The sequence below is a fragment of the Salinimicrobium marinum genome (assembly GCF_014651535.1).
Taxonomy (GTDB): Bacteria; Bacteroidota; Bacteroidia; order Flavobacteriales; family Flavobacteriaceae; genus Salinimicrobium; species Salinimicrobium marinum.
The window spans coordinates 105,088-126,495 of sequence record NZ_BMXB01000001.1 but is presented as its reverse complement, the minus strand read 5'-3'; the positions used below and the strand labels follow the sequence as shown (position 1 = coordinate 126,495).

At 39.8% G+C, this 21,408-nt stretch carries 19 protein-coding genes and 1 tRNA gene; 8 read left to right on the top strand and 12 right to left on the bottom strand.

The window, feature by feature from the left end; all coding sequences use genetic code 11:
• Positions 1 to 55: 55 nt before the first annotated feature.
• The 4 genes from IE056_RS00580 to IE056_RS00565 all read left to right on the top strand — a co-directional run bounded on the left by IE056_RS00580 (position 56) and on the right by IE056_RS00565 (position 6,178).
• A complete protein-coding gene (locus tag IE056_RS00580; protein ID WP_189602679.1) occupies positions 56 to 2,479 on the top strand; it encodes an efflux RND transporter permease subunit in 2,424 nt (807 codons plus the stop codon).
• Positions 2,480 to 2,581: 102 nt separating this feature from the next.
• Complete coding sequence (gene asnS / locus IE056_RS00575; protein ID WP_189602678.1) at positions 2,582 to 4,024, top strand: asparagine--tRNA ligase; 1,443 nt, start codon at positions 2,582 to 2,584, stop codon at positions 4,022 to 4,024.
• An 88-nt stretch (positions 4,025 to 4,112) separates the two neighbouring features.
• Complete coding sequence (gene rpoN, locus IE056_RS00570; RefSeq protein ID WP_189602677.1) at positions 4,113 to 5,573, top strand: RNA polymerase factor sigma-54; 1,461 nt, start codon at positions 4,113 to 4,115, stop codon at positions 5,571 to 5,573.
• Positions 5,573 to 6,178, top strand: a complete 606-nt coding sequence (locus IE056_RS00565) for a hypothetical protein (protein WP_189602676.1) — start codon at positions 5,573 to 5,575, stop codon at positions 6,176 to 6,178. Before rpoN ends, IE056_RS00565 begins: the two co-directional genes overlap by 1 nt.
• Here the strand turns inward: IE056_RS00565 and IE056_RS00560 are convergent.
• The 9 genes from IE056_RS00560 to IE056_RS00520 form a co-directional block, all read right to left on the bottom strand.
• Complete coding sequence (locus IE056_RS00560) at positions 6,173 to 6,880, bottom strand: porin family protein (protein ID WP_189602675.1); 708 nt, start codon at positions 6,878 to 6,880, stop codon at positions 6,173 to 6,175. The genes IE056_RS00565 and IE056_RS00560 overlap by 6 nt on opposite strands.
• A 105-nt stretch (positions 6,881 to 6,985) precedes the next feature.
• Positions 6,986 to 7,468 (bottom strand): ExbD/TolR family protein, encoded by a 483-nt coding sequence (locus IE056_RS00555; protein WP_189602674.1) that lies wholly within the window; start codon positions 7,466 to 7,468, stop codon positions 6,986 to 6,988.
• 25 nt (positions 7,469 to 7,493) lie between these two features.
• Complete coding sequence (locus IE056_RS00550; RefSeq protein WP_189602673.1) at positions 7,494 to 8,102, bottom strand: ExbD/TolR family protein; 609 nt, start codon at positions 8,100 to 8,102, stop codon at positions 7,494 to 7,496.
• Between the two features lie 11 nt (positions 8,103 to 8,113).
• Positions 8,114 to 8,551, bottom strand: a complete 438-nt coding sequence (locus tag IE056_RS00545) for a hypothetical protein (RefSeq protein WP_189602672.1) — start codon at positions 8,549 to 8,551, stop codon at positions 8,114 to 8,116.
• A gap of 21 nt (positions 8,552 to 8,572) precedes the next feature.
• Positions 8,573 to 9,367, bottom strand: a complete 795-nt coding sequence (locus IE056_RS00540) for a MotA/TolQ/ExbB proton channel family protein (RefSeq protein WP_189602671.1) — start codon at positions 9,365 to 9,367, stop codon at positions 8,573 to 8,575.
• A gap of 70 nt (positions 9,368 to 9,437) precedes the next feature.
• Positions 9,438 to 9,525, bottom strand: a tRNA-Ser gene (locus tag IE056_RS00535).
• A gap of 80 nt (positions 9,526 to 9,605) precedes the next feature.
• Positions 9,606 to 10,634 carry an asparaginase gene (locus IE056_RS00530; RefSeq protein ID WP_189602670.1) on the bottom strand — a complete coding sequence of 343 codons (1,029 nt, stop codon included), beginning with the start codon at positions 10,632 to 10,634 and terminating at the stop codon, positions 9,606 to 9,608.
• Complete coding sequence (locus IE056_RS00525; protein ID WP_189602669.1) at positions 10,618 to 11,760, bottom strand: 1-acyl-sn-glycerol-3-phosphate acyltransferase; 1,143 nt, start codon at positions 11,758 to 11,760, stop codon at positions 10,618 to 10,620. Before IE056_RS00525 ends, IE056_RS00530 begins: the two co-directional genes overlap by 17 nt.
• A 55-nt stretch (positions 11,761 to 11,815) precedes the next feature.
• Complete coding sequence (locus IE056_RS00520; RefSeq protein WP_189602668.1) at positions 11,816 to 12,583, bottom strand: TatD family hydrolase; 768 nt, start codon at positions 12,581 to 12,583, stop codon at positions 11,816 to 11,818.
• 51 nt (positions 12,584 to 12,634) lie between these two features.
• Here IE056_RS00520 and IE056_RS00515 point away from each other — a divergent pair, with 51 nt between their 5' ends.
• Positions 12,635 to 13,072, top strand: a complete 438-nt coding sequence (locus tag IE056_RS00515) for a retropepsin-like aspartic protease (protein ID WP_189602667.1) — start codon at positions 12,635 to 12,637, stop codon at positions 13,070 to 13,072.
• A 433-nt stretch (positions 13,073 to 13,505) separates the two neighbouring features.
• On the opposite strand, the gene odhB is transcribed toward IE056_RS00515, so the two are convergent.
• Positions 13,506 to 14,792 carry a 2-oxoglutarate dehydrogenase complex dihydrolipoyllysine-residue succinyltransferase gene (gene odhB / locus IE056_RS00510; protein ID WP_189602666.1) on the bottom strand — a complete coding sequence of 429 codons (1,287 nt, stop codon included), beginning with the start codon at positions 14,790 to 14,792 and terminating at the stop codon, positions 13,506 to 13,508.
• 75 nt (positions 14,793 to 14,867) lie between these two features.
• A complete protein-coding gene (locus IE056_RS00505) occupies positions 14,868 to 17,663 on the bottom strand; it encodes a 2-oxoglutarate dehydrogenase E1 component (RefSeq protein WP_189602665.1) in 2,796 nt (931 codons plus the stop codon).
• A gap of 110 nt (positions 17,664 to 17,773) precedes the next feature.
• Here IE056_RS00505 and IE056_RS00500 point away from each other — a divergent pair, with 110 nt between their 5' ends.
• The gene (locus IE056_RS00500) at positions 17,774 to 18,313 is read left to right on the top strand and encodes an alpha-ketoglutarate decarboxylase (protein WP_229793602.1); all 540 of its coding nucleotides are present in this window, start codon (positions 17,774 to 17,776) and stop codon (positions 18,311 to 18,313) included.
• Between the two features lie 3 nt (positions 18,314 to 18,316).
• On the opposite strand, the gene IE056_RS00495 is transcribed toward IE056_RS00500, so the two are convergent.
• The gene (locus tag IE056_RS00495; protein WP_189602664.1) at positions 18,317 to 19,291 is read right to left on the bottom strand and encodes a polyprenyl synthetase family protein; all 975 of its coding nucleotides are present in this window, start codon (positions 19,289 to 19,291) and stop codon (positions 18,317 to 18,319) included.
• Between the two features lie 140 nt (positions 19,292 to 19,431).
• On the opposite strand from IE056_RS00495, the gene IE056_RS00490 reads away from it, so the two are divergent.
• Together IE056_RS00490 and IE056_RS00485 are read left to right on the top strand one after the other, a co-directional pair.
• A complete protein-coding gene (locus IE056_RS00490; protein ID WP_189602663.1) occupies positions 19,432 to 20,034 on the top strand; it encodes a TetR/AcrR family transcriptional regulator in 603 nt (200 codons plus the stop codon).
• A 3-nt stretch (positions 20,035 to 20,037) separates the two neighbouring features.
• Positions 20,038 to 21,396, top strand: a complete 1,359-nt coding sequence (locus IE056_RS00485; RefSeq protein ID WP_189602662.1) for a TolC family protein — start codon at positions 20,038 to 20,040, stop codon at positions 21,394 to 21,396.
• The last annotated feature ends 12 nt before the right edge of the window (positions 21,397 to 21,408 follow it).

Sequence of the window (21,408 nt, the reverse complement as noted above, 5' to 3'; positions counted from 1 at the left end):
AAATGATATTATATCTGGTCTTTCGTACCTTTGCATCCCTTTTTAAAATATTGAAATGTCTAAGTTTTTAAGTTTCGGATTCTGGAATGCTATTGCCAGAATCATTCTACGGAACCGGGTTCTTATCCTCGCACTCATAGTTGGTTTTACTGTATTTCTTGGTTTTCAATGGCAGAACATGAAATTCTCTTATACCGAAGCCAACCTGCTGCCAAATGATGATGAGATCAACATTGAATACAATAAATTTCTGGAGAAATTTGGGGAAGAAGGAAGTATGATCGTCATGGCAGTGAATGATTCCACGCTTTTCACTCCGGAAAAATTTATAGCCTGGAACAATTTAGCCAATACGCTCGAAGCGTTTGAGGAAATTGAGTACACCCTATCTCTTGGAGACCTGCAACGACTTCAGAAATTTGAAGATCCTGCAAGATTTGAAATGGTGCCACTGGTCTCAATACCTTCGCCAGACACTTTACAGGTACAGGAATACAGGAAGGAAATTTTTAATCGACTGCCATTCTACGAAGGACTTGTTTACAGCAAAAAAAGTAATACGATCCAAACAGCAGTGTACCTTGATAAAGAAATTGTCAATACAGAAGCACGGAAGGATTTTATTGTCAACGACCTTATTCCACTTATAGAAGAATTTGAAACAGTGCATGACATCAATGTCTACACATCGGGAATGCCCTATATCCGGACGCTAAATTCTCAAAATATCATAGATGAAATAGCATTATTTATAGGCGCCGCCTTACTGGTAACTTCCCTCATCTTTTTCTTCTTTTTCAGATCCATTCGCGCTACCGTAATTTCAATGATCACAGTCATCATAGGGGTAATGTGGGCCTTTGGAATTCTTGGTTTACTACATTTTGAGATCACCGTATTAACAGCCATCATCCCACCACTTATCATTGTTATAGGAATCCCTAACTGCATATTTCTCATCAATAAATATCAGCAGGAAATCCAGAAGCATGGGAACCAGGCGAAATCCCTTCAACGGGTGATTACCAAGATCGGTAATGCCACCCTGATGACAAACCTTACAACAGCTTTGGGGTTTGCAACATTTATCTTAACTGATAGTAACTTGCTTTCAGAATTTGGTATCGTTGCTTCCCTGAATATCGTTGCCATTTTCATTCTGTCTCTGCTTATCATTCCTATAATTTACAGTTATATGTCCCCTCCCAGGGAAAAGCATCTAAAGCATTTGAACAAACGCTGGATTGAAGGTTTTGTGGCATGGATGGAGCGAATGGTAAGGCATCGCAGGATCACGATCTACATTACTTCTTTAATCCTACTGGTGGTAAGTATCATTGGAATTTACACCATAAGAATTTCCGGAAGCTTGCTGGAGGATATGCCCCAAAAAGCCGCTTTTTTCAAAGATGTGATATTTTTCGAAGAAGAATTTGACGGTGTTATGCCGCTGGAGATCCTTATTGACACCAAAAGAGAAAACGGCGCCATGAAGCTTTCCAATCTGAAAAGAATGGAAGAGCTGGAGCACCTCATTACTGAGCAGGAAGAGCTATCTGCACCACTTTCTGTAGTCCGACTGGTAAAATATGCAAAACAGGCATATTATAACGGAAATCCGAAATACTTCCAGTTACCCTCCACACAGGAACAAAATTTTATCCTTCCCTACACCCGAAATTTATCTTCAGGAGAGAATATTCTTGAAACCTATGTTGACAGCACCGGGCAGTATGCCCGAATGACTACGTTTATGCAGGATATAGGAACAGAGGAAATGGAAGAGATCGAAGAGGAATTATGGCCAAAGATTTACAAAATTTTCCCTGAAGAACGTTATAACGTTACTATGACCGGGCGAGCTTTAATTTTTCAGAAAGGGACTAACTACCTGGTGAAAAACCTGGTAATCTCTCTTGGCCTTGCAATCTTTCTTATTGCCTTGTTCATGGCGTGGATGTTCAGATCGCTCAGGATGATTTTTGTCTCCCTGGTCCCGAACATACTTCCGCTCCTGGTTACCGCCGGATTAATGGGTTATCTGGGAGTACCAATAAAACCATCCACCATTCTGGTTTTCAGCATCGCCTTCGGAATTTCTGTAGATGACACCATTCACTTCCTGGCGAAATACCGGCAGGAATTAAAAGCAAATAACTGGAAAATAAAAAGGTCTGTATACGCTGCCCTTCGGGAAACAGGTGTGAGCATGTTTTATACATCGATTGTTCTGTTTTTCGGATTTTCAGTATTCATGATAAGTAGCTTTGGTGGTACTGTTGCGCTTGGAGGACTGGTTTCTGCCACGCTTCTTTTCGCAATGCTCTCCAACCTTTTATTACTACCTTCCCTCCTACTCTCGCTGGAAAAAAATATTGCGAATAAACAGACGTTGAAAGAACCGGCGGTAAACATTCTTTCTGAACCTGAAGAAGATGAAGATTTCGAGGAGGATGAAAAAGATGAATTTCAGAAGTAAAAAAAGCCAGTTTAGGATCATAATTTTAAGGGTTATTTTTAAAATTCGGTACTTGGTAAGCTTGAGCGGAAAAATTATCTTTGCTATCCAAATTCAACAGAAATGATAAAAGGTAAAGTTGCTGAGCTATTGGTCAGCACTCAATATTTGCAGGAAGTACAGGTAAAAGGATGGGTTCGCTCTTTCAGGAGCAATCGTTTTATAGCGCTTAATGACGGCTCCACCATCAATAATCTCCAGTGTGTTATAGATTTTGAAAAAACTCCTGAAGATTTGTTGAAGCGTATTACTGTAGGTGCTGCGATTAAAGTAACAGGAACCCTTCATGAAAGCCTTGGAAGCGGCCAAAAAGTGGAAATACAGGCTACTTCTGTAGAGATCCTGGGAGATGCCGATCCCGAAGAAGTTAAGCTAACCATACTTTCCCCAAAACGCCATAGCCTTGAAAAATTAAGAGAGCAGGCGCATTTGAGAGTCCGCACCAATACTTTTGGAGCAGTGATGAGAGTACGTTCAAAACTTTCTTATGCTGTCCACAGTTATTTCCAGCAGAATAATTTTCATTACGTAAATACCCCTATTATCACCGGAAGTGATGCCGAAGGCGCCGGAGAAATGTTCAAAGTGACTTCTTTTGACCTGAAAGATGTTCCGAAGAATGAAGACGGAAGCGTAAATTACAAAGAAGATTTCTTCGGAAAAGAAACCAATCTTACCGTATCTGGTCAGCTAGAAGGAGAAACCTATGCTCTAGGCCTGGGACAAATCTATACCTTTGGACCAACTTTTAGAGCTGAAAACTCCAATACTTCCCGTCATCTGGCCGAATTCTGGATGATCGAACCCGAAGTAGCTTTCTGTGATCTTGATGGCAATATGGACCTTGCTGAAGAATTCATCAAATACGTTTTGAAGTACGTGTTGGACAACTGCAAAGATGATCTTGCATTTTTAGAAGAAAGACTGGTTGGTGAAGATAAATCCAAACCGGAATCTGAAAGAAGCCCAATGACGTTGATTGATAAACTTCGTTTTGTTGTAGACAATAACTTTAAAAGAGTGAGTTACACCGAAGCGATAGAGATCCTGAAAAATTCCAAGCCAAACAAAAAGAAAAAGTTTAACTATATTATAGAAGATTGGGGTGCCGACCTGCAGAGTGAGCATGAGCGATATCTCGTTGAAAAACATTTTAAATGTCCTGTTATTTTATTTGATTATCCTGCAGATATCAAAGCCTTTTATATGCGCTTAAATGAAGACGGAAAGACCGTGCGGGCCATGGATATTCTTTTCCCGGGGATTGGAGAGATTGTAGGAGGCTCTCAACGTGAGGAACGTCTTGACGTGCTTAAAAAGAAAATGGCAGAACTGGGCATCGATGAAGAGGAGCTTTGGTGGTACCTGGATACCCGTAAATTTGGTACCTGTGTTCACAGTGGATTTGGACTTGGTTTTGAACGTCTTGTACAATTTACTACCGGAATGTCTAATATAAGGGATGTAATTGCATTCCCAAGAACTCCGTTAAATGCCGAATTTTAATATTCATTCATAAAGAACTCTTAAAACAATCTTCATTCTTTCATGTTTGGGGATTGTTTTTTTATTTTTATAGAAAGCCGAAACCTCTATGCTAAAACAGCAACTTAATTTTAAATTATCCCAAAAGCTATCCCCGCAACAGATACAGCTTATGAAGCTTATCCAGTTGCCAACGCAAGCATTTGAGCAAAGGCTAAAGCAGGAAATGGAAGAAAATCCTGCTCTTGAAGGCGGAAAAGAAGAGAAAGAGGAGTACGAAGATGATTTCAGCAATGAAGAATATCAGGATGATGACCCGGGAAATGAAACTATCGAGGCAGATATTGATGTTGATGAATATCTAAGTGATGACGAGATCCCAAATTACCGCCTGCAGGCCAATAATTACAGTGCAGATGATGAAGATAAGCACGTACCCTATGCATCTGGAACTTCTTTCACCCAATTTCTAAAAACCCAGTTAAGCACCCTGCGTCTCGATGATGATGAAAAGGAGATAGCTGAATTCCTGGTAGGAAGTGTGGACGAAAGTGGATACATAAGAAGATCTGTTCAGGATATTGTAGATGATCTTGCATTCACTCAAAATGTTTATACAGACGAAGTAAAAGTAGAAAAAGTACTGAAGTATGTTCAGGAGCTGGATCCAGCAGGAGTTGGCGCAAGATCCCTTCAGGAGTGCCTTTTGATTCAGTTGGACCGCAGGGAACCTACCAAACCGGTAAGTCTTGCAGCAGATATTATTGAAAAATCCTTCGATCAGTTCAGCAAAAAACATTACCAGAAACTGCTTTCCAAGCACAATATTTCCGAAGAAGAACTCAGAGGCGCCATAGAAGTCATTGAACATCTTAATCCGAAACCAGGAGGCGCTTATGCCGGAAATACCCGGATGGTAGAACATGTAATTCCCGATTTCACCATCAAAATTGTAGATGGAGAACTTGAACTAACCCTTAATGGAAGAAATGCACCCGAGATGCATGTTTCCAAGGACTATAGTGAAATGCTGAAGGGCTACAAAGCTTCCAAGGAAAAATCAAGAGCTCAAAAGGATGCAGTGATGTTTATTAAACAGAAGCTGGATGCCGCAAAATGGTTTATAGAGGCTATCAAGCAACGGCAAACGACCCTTTTTGTAACCATGAGTTCCATTATGAACTATCAGAAAGAATTTTTTCTTACCGGGGACGAGCGAAACTTGAAGCCTATGATCCTAAAGGACATTGCAGATGAAATAGGAATGGATGTATCTACCGTTTCCAGGGTAGCAAATAGCAAGTATGTTGATACTCCTTATGGAACCAAATTAATAAAGGAATTCTTTTCTGAATCCATGAAAAATGATCAGGGAGAAGATGTTTCCACCAGGGAGATCAAAAAGATCCTGGAGATGACCATTGAGGAAGAAAACAAACGTAAGCCCCTTACAGATGAAAAACTGGCTAAAATGCTTAAAGAAAAAGGATATCCTATTGCCAGAAGAACGGTGGCTAAATACAGAGAACAATTAGATATTCCCGTAGCAAGATTACGTAAAGTAATTTAATGAATGCACTACTAACCGCTGCTTCATACGTATTTCACCCCCTCTGGATGCCATTTGCAGGGACTTTATTATATTTCCTTACAACACCTCGGTTTTTTCCTGAACCTGTCATAAAGGCTAAGTTAATGGCTATTGCTATTATGACACTTTTCATCCCAATCGTTTTTCACTTTCTTCTGAAAACACTTGGAATTGTCTCCTCTCCTTTTTTAAGGGAAATCAGGGAACGCAACTGGCCGCTGCTGTTTTACATGCTGTTGCTAGTAGTGACGCTGCATTTTGTACTGAACATGTATGATTACCCCGAACTCTATTATTTTTTCATGGGAATTCTGTTTTCTACTGTGACAGCCTGGTTTCTTATATGGACAAAAATAAAGATAAGCCTGCATATGATGGGCATGGCCGGCACCTCGATGTTTATTATTGCACTAAGTGTTTTCTACAACCTTGACCTCATTTATACCATTAGTTTTCTCGTAGCTGCCACAGGTCTTACAGCAACTTCACGCCTTCATCTCAAAGCACATAGTCCGCTGGAGCTTGCATTAGGTTATTTCATAGGGCTCATACCCCAGATTTTTGTTTTGAGATTTTGGCTATAAAATATAAAACATCAAACCTACCTGAAAGGTCCTTAGATCAAACTGTTCTCCATCAATCCTTGCCTCTTCATTGAAAAATGAGTTAAGACTGTAATAGAAGTGAAAGTTGAAAGTATTGTACCCAAAAGTGAAAGTCGCTCCCATCCTGAACCTGTCAAATTCCGGGACTTTTGTCTGACTTACGGAATTTCCGGGTTGTTCAAAGGTAGAATGAAAGTAATAGACATATCCTAATCTAAGTCCGGTGTATATCCTCCAGAATTTGTGTGATTCCGGCGTGGAGGTACGCCATCGGAACTGAATTGGAGCTTCTATAGATTGCAGGGTAAACCTGTTGGTATCATAGTTTATAAGCTCATCATCCATGATCTGGAAAACTGTTTCTTCAGAACCCGGTGCTTCCCCAATGAAAAGATTTTGTCCATAGGTATCTATAGCCCAGCCAAGTCCGGTTCCCAGTGCGATATTTCGACGTTCATTAAGAGGCCAATCCCTTACAAAACCCACTTTAAACCCTCCTGAAAATCCAGATTGTGAGATATCATTTTCAGATCCGGCCAAAATATTATATGTAAAACCAAGGTAGAATTGATCTTCCCGGTACAAACTATCCACTACTGCCTTCTCCTCAAGCTCAACCTGAGCCAGGCTAACCTGACCGGAGAGAAGAATCAACAAAAAGAGAAAAGAGGCAAGCTTCATTTAACTAGTTTGTACAAATATAAAGGATAGATGATTACAGCGCATAAAAAATCCCCTTCCGATAAGTTTTATCAAAAGGGGATCATTTAGTTTTATTTGAATAACCTACTGCATATTCTGTTTAGCATCACCCGTTTTAGTGGTGTAATTGATCTTCAATGCTTCAGCTTTTCTAAGTTCCTGTTTGATATCAGAAACTAATCCCATATTGGTTTCTTCATCAACTTTAAGAGCAGTTGTTAGGAAAGGAACCAATTCCTCTCTCTTGGCTTCTCTTTCAGAAAAAATAAATTGCTGAACATCATTTACACTGGCAAAGTTGTCATTCAACTGGATTCGTGCTTCTGTACCGGCATTTGCCTGGTACCGTGAGCTTGGTTTCCCAGCATAGATATACATCACTAAATCTTTCTTATCAAGTTTCTCCACCTGATCTGCATAAGGCAAAACATTCTGGATCTTCAAAGTATTTTGGCGCATCACCGTCGCTACCATGAAGAAGAAAAGCAGCATAAATACAATATCTGGTAACGAGGCTGTATTTACTGCAGGTAGTTCACCACTTTTTTTCTTTTTAAATTTAGACATAGCTAAAAAGTTTTATTTTAAAGATTTAACTTTTAGGTTCCGCTTCAGAAAGCTTTTGCGGCCACATATTTCTTATCTCCTCAATTTGTTCCTTCAAAGTTTCCTTATTTCCGGAATAATTAACGTTATCATAGTCCTCCTCCATTTGCACAAAAGACTTGTTGTACAAACGTCTTGCGCTACGGTCCCGTAGATGATTATACGCAGCCACTAACTCGTTTTGTACAGTAATGTAGGTACCATACTCAGTAGCACGGTCATTAACCAACATGATAACAGCTTTGTTTGGATTATCTGAAGAATTCGGACTTCTAGGCCCCTGACAATAATCACATGCCTCAGGTCCTGTTCCACCGCCATTATCAAGAAACTCTATAGCAGCCTCTCTTAGTGCTCCAATTTCCATTGGCTCATCCTCGACCAAAAGTTCATTATTCCTGTTTACAATCACAGAAAAAATATTCTTTTGTTTTATTATAGGTGGCTCAACTTCATCTTCCTGCATTGGAGGTAACTTACGGCTAATACCACTATCTGTTTCGATAGTAGTAGTAACCAGAAAGAATATCAATAGCAAGAAAGCTATGTCGGCCATAGAGCCTGCATTTACTTCAGGTGAAGATCGTCTAGCCATAATTTAGTTATTTATTTTATTAGTTTTTTCACTCCAGATAGCACCATCGCTCCTATAGCTATCGCTGCCAGGATATAGAAGGTTACCAAACCGGCACCAACCCAGTGAATCTGATTTGCACTAAAAACTTCCCCATCTCTTGTTACTACTTCCGTCCCTGAAGTTACAAAATATGCTATAGCAACTACCAGGATAAATGCCCCTACAGAGATAAGTGTTCTTTTAATATTTCCTGTGAATAAACCTTTGATGACGTAAAACAATACAAGCACAAGCACAATAGCAAATACTATATAAGCAACGATCATAAAAGGATCAACCACACTCGCCTGTACAGAGGCAGAGCTCTCAATGGCATCATCGCCAGTCATAATAATCCTTCCCAAAAGGATAAGGCCTATTACTCCAATAACGAGCGCCAGATATTTTAAAATTTTATGTATGGTCATAATACTGTGTTGTTCGTCTTATTAAACTCTTCTTTTATTCTTGTAATCTACAAGTAGATCAATCAATGTAATTGAAGCATCTTCCATATCATTTACGATGCTGTCAATTTTTGCAATGATGTAGTTATAAAAGATCTGAAGTATAATCGCAACGATCAAACCAAATACCGTGGTAAGAAGTGCTACTTTAATACCTCCTGCTACCAATGAAGGCTGCATATCACCAGCTGCTTCAATTCTATCGAAGGCCTGGATCATACCAATTACCGTTCCCATGAACCCAAGCATAGGTGCAAGTGCGATAAATAAAGAAACCCATGACACATTCTTTTCAAGTTGTCCCATTTGAACCCCGCCGTAAGCAACAACAGCTTTTTCTGCTGCTTCAGTACTTTCATCTGCACGGTCTAATCCCTGATAATATATGGAAGCAACAGGCCCTTTGGTGTTTCTACAAACTTCTTTAGCAGCCTCAATACCTCCGCTATGAAGAGCATCTTCAACATCCTGAGCTAGTTTTTTAGTGTTTGTAGTAGAAAGGTTAAGGAAAATAATTCTCTCAATAGCAATTGCCAAACCAAGAATCAAACACAAAAGAACGATCCCCATAAACCCGGGACCACCTTCAATAAACCTTCTCTTAAGTTCCTGGTGAAAACCTACAGATTCTTCCTCCTGTGCGGGAGCAGCTTCTTCATCCTGAACAAAATTCACAATATTATCAGGTAGGGCATTCACGCTATTTGTCGCATTTACGTTCAGGCCTCCAAAGACCATAATTGTAGCGATCACCAAAGTTGAAAATAATCTTTTCATTACTGTTTTTCTTAATTTAATTAGTTAACGGGTTAAAGATATAAATATTTATTCAAATAAAAACAACTTGCAGAGAGGAAGGGATTCGAACCCTCGATACCCTTGTGGGGTATACACACTTTCCAGGCGTGCGCCTTCGACCACTCGGCCACCTCTCTAAAAATCTTTTAACGTTATTGTAACGATGCGCCAAATAACGAAAAAATTATAAAACGGTCAAAATAATGCCTAGTTAATTTTACAACATTTCACCGCGAAGGGAAGTTTCAAAAATTGTTTTGAAAACCTTTGGAGACAAATCCTGCGCCAGAAGATACATCAATTTCACCACAGCTGCCTCAGTAGTAATGTCTTTGCCCGAAACAACTCCTATTTTTTTTAACTGACTGCTGGTTTCATACTGCCCCATATTTACACTTCCCCCGCTACACTGGGTAACGTTCACCACAATGATTCCTTTTGCAACGGAATCTTTTAAAAGCTTGACAAACCACTCTTCTGTGGGAGCATTACCACTTCCGTACGTTTCCAGGATCACCCCTTTAAGATCTTCTTTGGCGAAAATATGTTCAAGTAATGACCTGTTAATGCCGGGAAAAATCTTTATCAGGGCAATTTGATCGTTCAACTCTGGATGAAGTTTCATTTTTCGACGCCGATTTGGCTTCCACAACGCTTCGTGGTTTACAGACAAATGAACACCCGATTCCACCAAAGCAGGATAATTTGGCGATGAAAAAGCCTGAAAATGTTCTGCGTTAATTTTTGTCGTTCGGTTTGCCCGGTAGAGTTTATATTCAAAGTAAAGACAGACTTCATTGATAACCGGCTGGCCATAACGCTGCAAACCGGCAATCTGGATACTGGTGATCAGGTTTTCTTTTGCATCGGTTCTTAAATCTCCAATTGGAAGTTGGGAACCAGTGAAAATGACGGGCTTAGTGAGGTTCTCGAACATGAAACTTAAAGCAGAGGAGCTGTAAGACATGGTGTCACTCCCGTGCAGCACTACAAAACCGTCGTAACTCTCGTAATTCTCTTCAATAAGGTAGGCAATCTGCAGCCAGAATTCCGGCTTCATATTGGAGGAATCTATAGGACGCTCAAAGCTTACAGTATCTATTTTATGTTCAAGAAGTTTTAATTCAGGTATATTTTGAAGCAGCTCATCGAAATTAAAAGCCTTAAGAGCACCGGTTTCAAAATCTTTGATCATCCCAATGGTTCCGCCGGTATAAATAAGCAGAATATCAGCCTTTGTTTTCATAAAGAGCTTGCATATTTAAAACAGGGTTGGCATACATTAACAGGTAACTGTTTACAGCTAAAGAATTCTCTACATCTACCCGTCTGGTAATCCTTCTCTCAAATTGTCTTTTTTCCTTAATTGTATATTTATCTTCGTACTCATTAGAACCCTGAAGCAGATCATACGCTACATAATTTGCAGGCCACAACTTGTAGTTTTTATGAATGCGTTTATCAATTAAAGAAGTAATTTGCTGAAGCTGGTCGTTTACCGAACCTGAAGTTTTTTCTATTCCTTCCAGTACCTCAAAGTCAATGGGCTCCCCGGCCGTAAGATGAATTCTGCCCTTGTTCCCTATCGCACCTTTAAGTATGGATTTAAAATCTTCATTTGCAGATTTAATATAGATTTGCTCCATTCTTTTAGCCAAAAGTTCCGGCATTTTCAAAATATCTGTAGGATCGAATTCGTAAGAAATGGCCACAGGAACTATTTTGAGCTTTGCAAAATATTCTGCCAGGGATGCATCCCCTTTTGCCATAGCCAGCATTTTCAACACCCCCTGCTGCGTCCTGTCATTGCCATCTTTAGTACGCCCTTCCCGCTGCGCCATCCAAACAGACCGTTTCTCCTGAAGCAATAAAAATTTAATATATTCTGAAAGATTTAAGGAGCTCTTCAACATTTCCCGCGGGCCCAATCCCCTTCTTACAAGAAAATTGCGGTTTGCCTTGGCAAGAGCCATTAAAAATGGCTTTTGAACAAGATTATCTCCAATAGCCGAAGCAGTCATGGTCAAATCGGTCTCAAGCAGCACCGAGTTTAAAAGTGAAGTATCAAGCACAATATCCCTGTGGCTGGAAATATACAGATAGGCTTCATCTGATTCCAGTTTCTCAAATCCGGAATAGGTGAGACCTTCAGAACTTTTTTCAAGCACCTGCTGGACGGTATAATAAATAATCTTAGACTGGAAATCCCTGATGGTATTACAGGATAAAACCTTCTCTTCAATTTCTTTATAACTGCTGTTTGGAAAGGTAAATTGCAGCAACGCCTTTATCATTGGATGCTTCAGGTATTGCTGAAGCGCTTCCTGCACCTCGGCATCATTGTAGAACCGAATTTCTTCAAAGTTTGACACTATTTTTTTAGCTTAAGGGTTAGCAAAAGAACAAAATTTTAAATAATTCCGGCTTTTATACTCCAAATATATCTTTAGAATTCTGCGTAGTCACGGCAGCAACCTCTTCGGGAGTGGTATTGTAAATTCCGGCTACTTTATTCAATACATTTACAAGATACGAACTTTCATTACGTTTTCCTCTATACGGCACCGGTGCCAGGTAAGGAGAATCAGTCTCCAGCACAATCTCGGACAACGGAATTTCAGAAAGAAATTTGTCAACTTTCCCATTCTTAAAAGTAGCCACCCCTCCTATTCCGAGCTTCATATTGAAGGAAAGCGCCTGTTCAGCCTGTTGGTGATTTCCGGTAAAACAATGAAAAATTCCGAAGAGATCTTCACCTGCTTCAGATTCCAGCACCTCAAAAACCTCATTAAAAGCTTCACGGCAGTGAATCACTATCGGTAACTGGTGTTTCTTTGCCAGCCGTATCTGCGTTTTAAATGCCTCCTGCTGAATTCCCAAAGTAGTTTTATCCCAGTACAAATCAATTCCAATCTCTCCTACAGCATAATATTTTCTTCTGGAAAGCTCCTTCTCAACAAATGTCAATTCCTGCCTAAAATTTTCTTTTACGTGAGTAGGATGCAAACCACTCATTAAAAAAATGTTATTTGGAAATTTATTCTCCAGTTCAAACATTGCTTCTGAATATGAAGAATCTATTGCCGGGATGAAAAAGCGGGTAATATTTGCCTGCAAAGCTCTGGAGATCATCTCCTCCCTGTCCTCATCAAATGCTTCACTGTACAAATGCGTATGCGTATCTGTTATTATCATATTTACAAAAATAATTTATTTTGAACACCTATCTTTGTCAAAAAGGAAAGAATGTCATCGTTAAAGAAATTTCTCAAAGAAAAAGGTTATCAGAAAATTAAACTTAACTATACGGCCACTCAACATTTTGAATTAAAAGCCAAGATCAACGACATTGAAGGAAGTTTTATTCTTGATACGGGAGCATCCAGCTCCTGTGTAGGCTTTGAAGCTGTTTCGCATTTCAATCTACTTGCCGAAGATAGTGACATAAAAGCTGCCGGTGCCGGCGCTACAGATATGCTGACACAAATAGCCCAAAAAAACAATATTGAAATCAAAGGGTGGAAAAAGAAAAAAGTGGATCTTGTTTTATTTGATCTCACTCATGTCAATAACGCACTGGTGAAGCATAAGGCAAAAAAGGTTCATGGAATTATAGGCGCCGATATTCTCAAAAAAGGTAAAGCAGTGATTGATTATAAATCTAAAAATTTATTTCTGAAGTAGATTTCGCACAAACTATGGGGGATTTTCCCCATTGCAGAACCCGTCATAAATGTAGATTTTTGATATCTAATATTTCATTTATGAATCTTTCTTCTACCAAGTACAAACCTTTTCCCATAATCCTGGCAATTTTTATAATTGCAGTAATTCTACTTAACATTTACTGCCTGGTAATTTCTGTTTAACTTAAGTGAATACTCAGAAATTAAAATTCAAAATCTTTCTAGCAGCTCTTCTCAAAAAGCAGCGATAAGACAGTTTGGATCATACCAAAATTTCAGAATATTTTTTAACTGCCACTACCAATGAATTTCTGGTCATTTCACAAAAGCTTTACGTCCTCCACTTTCCACTAAATGATTTGTCAAAAAACAAAAAAGGCAATAATCCCTGAAGATCATTACCTTTTTTAAATTTATCCGGTTCTGGAAGTTTATAATTCCAAAGCTCGTTTTACATCATTGTCCATTAACAGTTCTTCAGGATTTTCAAGCGCTTCTTTCACTGCGACAAGGAATCCTACAGATTCTTTTCCATCGATGATTCTGTGATCATAAGAAAGGGCCACAAACATGATTGGACGAATTTCCACATGACCGTCTATTGCAACAGGTCTTTCCACAATATTATGCATTCCAAGAATACCACTCTGTGGAGGGTTAATGATAGGAGTAGACAACATTGACCCGAAAACCCCTCCATTAGTAATAGTAAAAGTACCTCCTGTCATTTCATCAACCGTGATTTGTCCATCACGTGCACGTAGAGCCAGACGTTTTACATCTGCTTCTACTGCCCGGAAGCTCATATTTTCAACATTTCGCATCACTGGCACCATCAAACCTTTAGGTCCCGATACGGCAATACTAATATCCTTGTAGTCATATTTTATCTGGTAATCTCCATCCATCATAGAGTTAACATCTGGATAAAGATCTAAAGCTCTCACAACAGCTAGTGTAAAGAAAGACATGAACCCAAGGCTCACCCCGTGTTTCTCTTTAAATTGCTCTTTGTACTGCTTACGAAGTGAAAATATAGCCGACATATCTACTTCATTAAAAGTAGTAAGCATAGCAGTTTCATTCTTCGCACTAACAAGACGCTCTGCTACTTTTCTTCGCAGCATTGACATTTTCTTGCGGCTTTCTCCTCTTTTCCCCTGACCCGGAGACCCCATGGAAGCTTTTGCATTTACAGCATCCTCCTTGGTAATTCTACCATCACGACCAGTTCCTGAAACAGACTTTGCATCCATGCCTTTTTCCTCCAGGATCTTTTTCGCTGCAGGAGACGGACTCCCGGTAGCATAGGTTTTATCCTGTTGTTGCGACTGAGTACTGGATTTTGATGGAGTTTCGGACTTTGCCTCTACTTTATCGGCACCAGATTCTGAAGCAACTTCTTCTTCAGACGCTTTGGTAGTTTCTTTTCGCTCTTCGATAATTTCTTCTGCCTTTCCTTCTCCCCCACCCGGTTTTGGCGCATCGGTATCAATAAGACATACCACCTGCCCTACCGCTACGGCGTCACCTTCTTCAGCTTTAAGAGTAATAATTCCGCTTGCTTCTGCAGGGAGTTCAAGGGTTGCCTTATCGCTATCTACTTCGGCGATTGCCTGATCTTTTTCAACATAATCCCCGTCTTCAACCAGCCATTGAGCTATTTCAACTTCTGTGATAGATTCTCCCGGAGATGGGACTTTCATTTCTAAAGCCATGATTTCTTGATTTTTATTTGTGTCCCGGCACCCCATTCTTGCCGGGGGCGGTAAAATTAATTATTTGCTATATTTTTACTTAACGTATTCTATATTTTTATCAAATACAGTATCGATTACTTTTTCGTGACGCTTTTTGAATCTGGCACCACTTCCGGCGGCAGGAGATCCATAAAATCTTCTACTACACACTCTAAAGGATTTTGCCTCTTCAAAATGTAATAGCAGGTGTGCATAAGCTCCCATATTTCTTGGTTCTTCCTGCGCCCAGACAATATCATCGGCATTTTCATATTTCTTAATGATCTCACTCATCTCTTTTTGGGGTAGAGGAAACAGCTGCTCCACTCTAACAAAAGCCACGTCATCTCTTCCGTTTTCTTCCCTGCGCTCTACAAGATCATAATAGAATTTCCCGGTACAGAAGACCAAAGATTTGATCTTTTTCACATCCGCTGTATCGTCATCAATTACTTTCTGGAAGCCGCCCGCAGCAAATTCTTCCTTAGTAGAAACCACTTTTGGATGCCTTAAAAGACTTTTTGGAGTAAAAATCACTAAAGGTTTTCTATAATTCACCTTCATTTGTCGTCTTAAAAGGTGGAACATATTGGCCGGCGTGGTACAATCTGCCACCACCATATTATCCTTTGCACAAAGTTGCAGAAATCTCTCCATTCTTCCTGAAGAGTGTTCTGCACCCTGTCCTTCATACCCGTGAGGTAGTAACATCACAAGACCATTCTGAAGCTTCCACTTATCTTCCGCAGCCGAAATATATTGATCGATCATAATCTGTGCTCCGTTGACGAAATCACCGAACTGTGCTTCCCAGATGGTAAGACAGTTAGGGCTGGCCATTGCGTAACCGTAATCAAATCCTACCACTCCGTATTCAGAAAGTGGTGAGTTATAAATCTGCAAATCACAGGAAGCACCTTGTTTGGCATCGCAGAAAGTTCCTTTTATCTGGTTCAGCAGAATGATCTCCTCTTCACTGTCCTCAACTTTTACGATAGCATGCCGGTGAGAGAAAGTTCCCCGCTCTACATCCTGTCCGCTCATTCGCACATAATATCCATCCTGAAGTAAAGTACCATAAGCAAGCAACTCTGCCATAGCCCAGTCCAGCTTATTGGTCTCAAAAAACATTTTGTGACGCAACTCGACCAGCTTCTTTATCTTCCTCATGAATTTCTTGCCTTCAGGCAATTGAGAAATTGCTTCCGCGACTTCTGCAAGTTGCTTAGGATCGACAGTGGTATCCACTTCTTCCATCATCTTGTCCTCATCGGCATTTTCAAATCCCTGCCATTCATCCTGCATAAAAGGAGTAACTGTAGTACTTTCTTCTTTTCGGGAATCCTCAAGATCTTCTTCCAGTTTTTTCTTGTAATCATCCTCAAGCATCGTAAGAAAATCATCATTTATGACTCCAGATGCCTTAAGTTTTTCTGCATAGATATCTCTCGTATTCTTATGCTCCCCAATAGCCTTATACAACTTTGGCTGGGTAAATCTAGGCTCATCACCTTCGTTATGGCCATATTTTCTATATCCAAGAAGGTCAATGAAAACATCTCTTCCAAACTCCATTCTAAAATCAAGTGCGAAAAGCACAGCGTGCACTACTGCCTCTGGATCATCTGCATTGACATGAAGGATTGGAGACAAGGTAACTTTTGCAATATCTGTACAATAAGTAGATGAACGTGCATCTAAATAATTTGTAGTAAAACCAATCTGGTTATTAACTACTATATGAATGGTACCTCCGGTTTTGTAACCCTCGAGTTGAGCCATCTGCACTACTTCATATACCACTCCCTGTCCGGCAATGGCAGCATCCCCATGTACGATGATAGGCAGCACCTGTTCTATGTTGTTTCTGTAATGCCTGTCTTGTTTTCCTCTGGCAATACCTTCTACTACCGGCCCTACCGCTTCCAGGTGAGATGGGTTAGGAGCAATATTGATGTTGATCTCTTTTCCGCTGTCGGTTTTACGGCAAGAGGTCCACCCTAGGTGGTACTTTACATCCCCGTCAAAGAATTCTTCAGCATAATCCTTTCCGTCAAATTCGGTGAATATGTCTTTGGCACTTTTTCCGAAGATATTTGTAAGGGTATTAAGCCGGCCCCTGTGAGCCATACCCATGACAAAATCCTTCACGCCATAATCGGCTGCTTTTTCAATAATACTATCAAGAGCCGGGATCAAACTTTCTCCTCCTTCCAGAGAAAAACGCTTCTGCCCTACATATTTGGTATGCAGGAAGGACTCGAAAGAGACAGCTTCATTTAATTTTCTAAGAATCTTTTTCTTCTGATCTGCATTGAAATTAGGCTGATTCTCGTTGATGTTAAGTCTTTTCTGTATCCACTGAACTTCTTCAGGTTTACGAATGTACATGTACTCAACACCTATAGAATCACAATATACCTTTTCAAGGTGTACTATAATTTCTTTTAAAGTGGCAGGACCAATCCCAAGGATCTCCCCTGCATTAAAAGTACTGTCCAGATCACTTTTTTCGAGACCAAAATTCTCAACATCCAGCGTTGGAGAGTACTTTCTCCTCTCCCGCACAGGATTGGTTCTGGTAAATAAATGACCTCTTGTACGGTATCCGTCAATTAATTTTACTACCTGAAATTCTTTAATTACAGATTGCGGCATCTCGACCGCTTCGCCATTTTCTGGATTTTCTACGACAATTTCTCCGTTTCCGGAATTTTCCACACCAAAGTCAAAGCCTTGAAAGAAGGCTCTCCAGCTTGGTTCTACACTATCGGGATATTGTAGGTATTGATCATAAAGTTCAGCAAAATAGGCTGTATGTGCGGCATTTAAAAATGAAAATTTATCCATAAGGTGAAACTAATGTTTCTATTTTATAAAACTTTCCAAAAATACAATTTTTAGAAAAGATAGCCCGATGCAATTCATATATTTATATTTCCAATTATAAGAAGTTTAACATGATCCACCTTATTTATCTCAAAAAAAGACATTTTTTCACCTGTATCCTATTGATTTTAAGCACTCCTTCTCTGCTGTTCGCACAAAACACTCCTGCTGCAGAAGCTGATTTTTTTGATCACGTACGATATGGCGGAAGCCTTGGACTTAGTTTTAGTAATGGCTTTTTTAATGCCAGTATTGCCCCCAAAGCGATTTATGATTTTAATGAATATGCATCTGCCGGGGTAGGGCTTTTAGGTTCCTATTCTAATGCTTCCAATTACAATGCCTATACCTATGGAGGAAGCATTCTTGGTTTGTTTCGACCTTTTAGATCATTACAACTCTCGGCCGAATTTGAAGAACTGAATGTCACCCGGGAATGGGAGCTGGATGGCGGGAACAGAAAAGAATCCTACTGGTATCCTGCACTTTTCCTTGGCCTGGGATACAACACCGGACCCGTAACGGTGGGAATTCGTTACGATGTATTATATGACGATGATAAAAGCATATACGGAAATGCCTTTATGCCCTTTGTAAGCGTTTACTTTTAGCCTTTACACTTCCCGGTTCATTAAACCGCCACCAAAGCTTCTCAATAAATCCTTCCTGTCTTCAGGAATGTCCAGTTTTTCCAGCACATCAAAAGCCAGCTGTGTGTATTTTTCTATCTCTTTTTTGGTATCTTCCGCAGCACCGCTACTCTGAAAAAGATTTCTTACAGTTTCAACTTTTGCAGTAGTATCTTTTGGATTTATAGAATACAAATGCTCCAGTTGCAAAGATTCTTTTTTATCTGAATTATATAATGAAGTAAGATAAAGGAAGGTTTTTTTATTTTCGATAATGTCACCTCCTATTTGTTTACCAAAACTATCGGGATCTCCAAAAACGTCCAGATAATCATCCTGCAGTTGAAAGGCCAGTCCCAGCAATCGGCCATATTCATAGATCTGTTTCTTACAACTATCAGACGCATTTGCCACAATGGCCCCCATTTGAAGGGAAGCCCCTACCAAAACAGCTGTTTTATATTCAATCATTTTTAAATACTCAGGGATGCCAACATCTTCCCGGGCTTCAAAATCTATATCATACTGCTGCCCTTCGCAAACCTCCATCGCTGTTTTGGTGAACAATTTTGCAAGTTCCCGAAAGGTTTCTCCCTCATAATTCTCAAAAAGCTGGTAGGCATTGATAAGCATGGCGTCACCAGATAAGATGCCGGTATTGACATCCCACAATTCATGCACTGTTTCTTTCCCTCTGCGCAAGGGCGCGTCATCCATAATATCATCATGAATAAGAGAAAAATTATGAAATATTTCGATAGCCAGTGCTGCATCGAGTGCTTTTTTGTAATCGCCACCGCAAATATCGGCTGCCATTAGAACCAGCACAGGCCGCACTCTTTTACCACCCAGGCCTAAGATATAGACCATGGGGTCATATAGATTTTTTGGCTCTTTTGTTTTTACTTTTTCTGAAAGATAGGTTTCGAAATCCTGTCGATAGTGATCCATTTTTTGCATTTACTCCGGAATTTCGGCTAAAATACCAAATCGGCTTATGATTTAAAACTTTACTGCTGTGTTAAACTTTTGAAAACTTAGGAAACTAAAATTGTTTTTAAAGTTTCCAATTGTACCTTTGCCGCTTGAATTTTAAACCGTTGAAGGAAAAGATATTACAAAAATCAGCAGAAAAATTCCTTACCCTGGGGGTTAAAAGTGTAACCATGGATGAAATTGCCAGTGAACTGGGCATGTCCAAAAAAACCCTTTACACCCATTTCTCCACCAAAACTGAACTTATTAATGCAACTACTCATTATGTTTTTGAGGAAATATCCAAAGGGATCAATGAAATAGTAGATAGGAACAAAAACCCCATTGAAGAGCATTATAAAATCAAAAACTTTGCACTGGAGCATTTAAAATATGAGAAGTCTTCTCCTCAATACCAGCTTCAGAAATATTATCCGAAAATTTTTACGGAAATAAGAAAAAAGCAGCAAAAATTAATGGAAGATCTTATTCGGGAGAATCTTGAGAAGGGGATAAAAGAAGGCTATTACAGGGAGGAGATTTCCATTCCTTTTATTTCCCGCATTTATTTTGTAGAAATGATTGGATTAAAAGATCGGGATCTCTTTCCGGCAGACGAGTTCCCTGTCCCCGGACTCATAGAAGAGCATCTCGAATATCATCTACGCGGTATTGTAACAAATAAGGGACTTACTACACTAAAAAACTATCTACAAAACAACAACTAAGCAATGAAGAAATTAACTGCGTTACTATTCATCTTGTTTTCTCTCAACCTGGCGGCTCAGGAAACCCAGCCACAGCAATATTCCCTTTCATTAGAAGAGGCAGTTGCCCTGGGGCTGGAAAGAAACTATTCTGCAAGAAATGCGCAAAAGGATATTGAAATAGCCCTAAAACAAAAATGGGAAATTATTGCACAGGGGCTACCTCAACTAGACGCAACAGTAGACTATCGAAACAATCTTATTCAGCCTTTAAGTGTACTTCCCGGAGAACTTATAGGAGAGGAACCCGGTACTTTTGTAGCACTCCCTTTTAGTCCTAAACACAATGTAACGGCAACCTCTACCTGGAACCAGCTTATTTTTGACGGATCTTATATTGTAGGCATCCAGTCGGCAAAGACTCTCTTGCAGATCTCCAGGAATGCGAAAACGAAGACCGATCAGGAAGTGAAAAGTGCGGTGATCAATGCGTATGGCAACGTGCTTCTAGCCAATGAAAGTTTAGAAATCCTCAACAGGAACCTTTCCACGCTTCAGAAAAACTATGACGAAACAAAAGCAATTTTTGAAAACGGAATGGCAGAAGAAGAAGATGTTGAACAACTGGAAATTTCCCTCTTAGGTCTTAATAATAATCTCAACAGAACCAGGAGGATGCGGGATATCGCTTATGAAATGCTGAACACCACCTTAGGGATTCCCGTGGAATTGGAGGTAACTTTAACCGAGGACCTGGAAGATTTGGCCATGAAATATTATGATTTAGGTTTACTTGAAGAAAACATTCCGGTTGAAGAAAACATAGATTACCGTATTGCGAAAAATACAGCAGAGTCTGCAGAAATTCAGGTGAAATTGCAGAAAGCAGCAGCCCTGCCAACTTTGACGGGGTATGTGAATTTCGGATATCAGGCGTTCGATCAGGAATTTAATTTCTTCAGCAGTGATCAGGAGTACTACAATCAATCAATCCTGGGGGTAACCCTGAATATTCCGATTTTAAGCAGCGGCATGAGAGGCGCCCGCACTCAACAGCGAAAAATAGAACTTGAACAGGCTTTACTTGATCTTGAACAAACAGAGAACGAGGTTAAGCTCGAAATCAATTCAGCAAAAAACGAATATGAATTCAGTCTTGAAAATCTGGAAACCCAGCGAAGAAACCTTGAGCTAGCCGAAAGGATAGAGAATAAAAATCAAATCAAATTTTTTGAAGGACTTGCCAGTAGTTTTGAATTGAATGAAGCCAGAATTCAGCTATATACTGCCCAACAGGATTATTTACAGGCTATGCTTGATGTGATCACGGCAAAAGTTGAACTTGAAAATCTTTTAGATACTACCGAATATAATGAGAACTAGAACCACATACTA

Coding starts and splice junctions, on each gene's coding strand:
- IE056_RS00580 (WP_189602679.1), top strand. CDS start 56: ATGTCTAAGTTTTTAAGTTTCGGATTCTGGAATGCTATTGCCAGAATC.
- asnS (WP_189602678.1), top strand. CDS start 2,582: ATGATAAAAGGTAAAGTTGCTGAGCTATTGGTCAGCACTCAATATTTG.
- rpoN (WP_189602677.1), top strand. CDS start 4,113: ATGCTAAAACAGCAACTTAATTTTAAATTATCCCAAAAGCTATCCCCG.
- IE056_RS00565 (WP_189602676.1), top strand. CDS start 5,573: ATGAATGCACTACTAACCGCTGCTTCATACGTATTTCACCCCCTCTGG.
- IE056_RS00560 (WP_189602675.1), bottom strand. CDS start 6,880: ATGAAGCTTGCCTCTTTTCTCTTTTTGTTGATTCTTCTCTCCGGTCAG.
- IE056_RS00555 (WP_189602674.1), bottom strand. CDS start 7,468: ATGTCTAAATTTAAAAAGAAAAAAAGTGGTGAACTACCTGCAGTAAAT.
- IE056_RS00550 (WP_189602673.1), bottom strand. CDS start 8,102: ATGGCTAGACGATCTTCACCTGAAGTAAATGCAGGCTCTATGGCCGAC.
- IE056_RS00545 (WP_189602672.1), bottom strand. CDS start 8,551: ATGACCATACATAAAATTTTAAAATATCTGGCGCTCGTTATTGGAGTA.
- IE056_RS00540 (WP_189602671.1), bottom strand. CDS start 9,367: ATGAAAAGATTATTTTCAACTTTGGTGATCGCTACAATTATGGTCTTT.
- IE056_RS00530 (WP_189602670.1), bottom strand. CDS start 10,634: ATGAAAACAAAGGCTGATATTCTGCTTATTTATACCGGCGGAACCATT.
- IE056_RS00520 (WP_189602668.1), bottom strand. CDS start 12,583: ATGATAATAACAGATACGCATACGCATTTGTACAGTGAAGCATTTGAT.
- IE056_RS00515 (WP_189602667.1), top strand. CDS start 12,635: ATGTCATCGTTAAAGAAATTTCTCAAAGAAAAAGGTTATCAGAAAATT.
- odhB (WP_189602666.1), bottom strand. CDS start 14,792: ATGGCTTTAGAAATGAAAGTCCCATCTCCGGGAGAATCTATCACAGAA.
- IE056_RS00505 (WP_189602665.1), bottom strand. CDS start 17,663: ATGGATAAATTTTCATTTTTAAATGCCGCACATACAGCCTATTTTGCT.
- IE056_RS00500 (WP_229793602.1), top strand. CDS start 17,774: ATGATCCACCTTATTTATCTCAAAAAAAGACATTTTTTCACCTGTATC.
- IE056_RS00495 (WP_189602664.1), bottom strand. CDS start 19,291: ATGCAAAAAATGGATCACTATCGACAGGATTTCGAAACCTATCTTTCA.
- IE056_RS00485 (WP_189602662.1), top strand. CDS start 20,038: ATGAAGAAATTAACTGCGTTACTATTCATCTTGTTTTCTCTCAACCTG.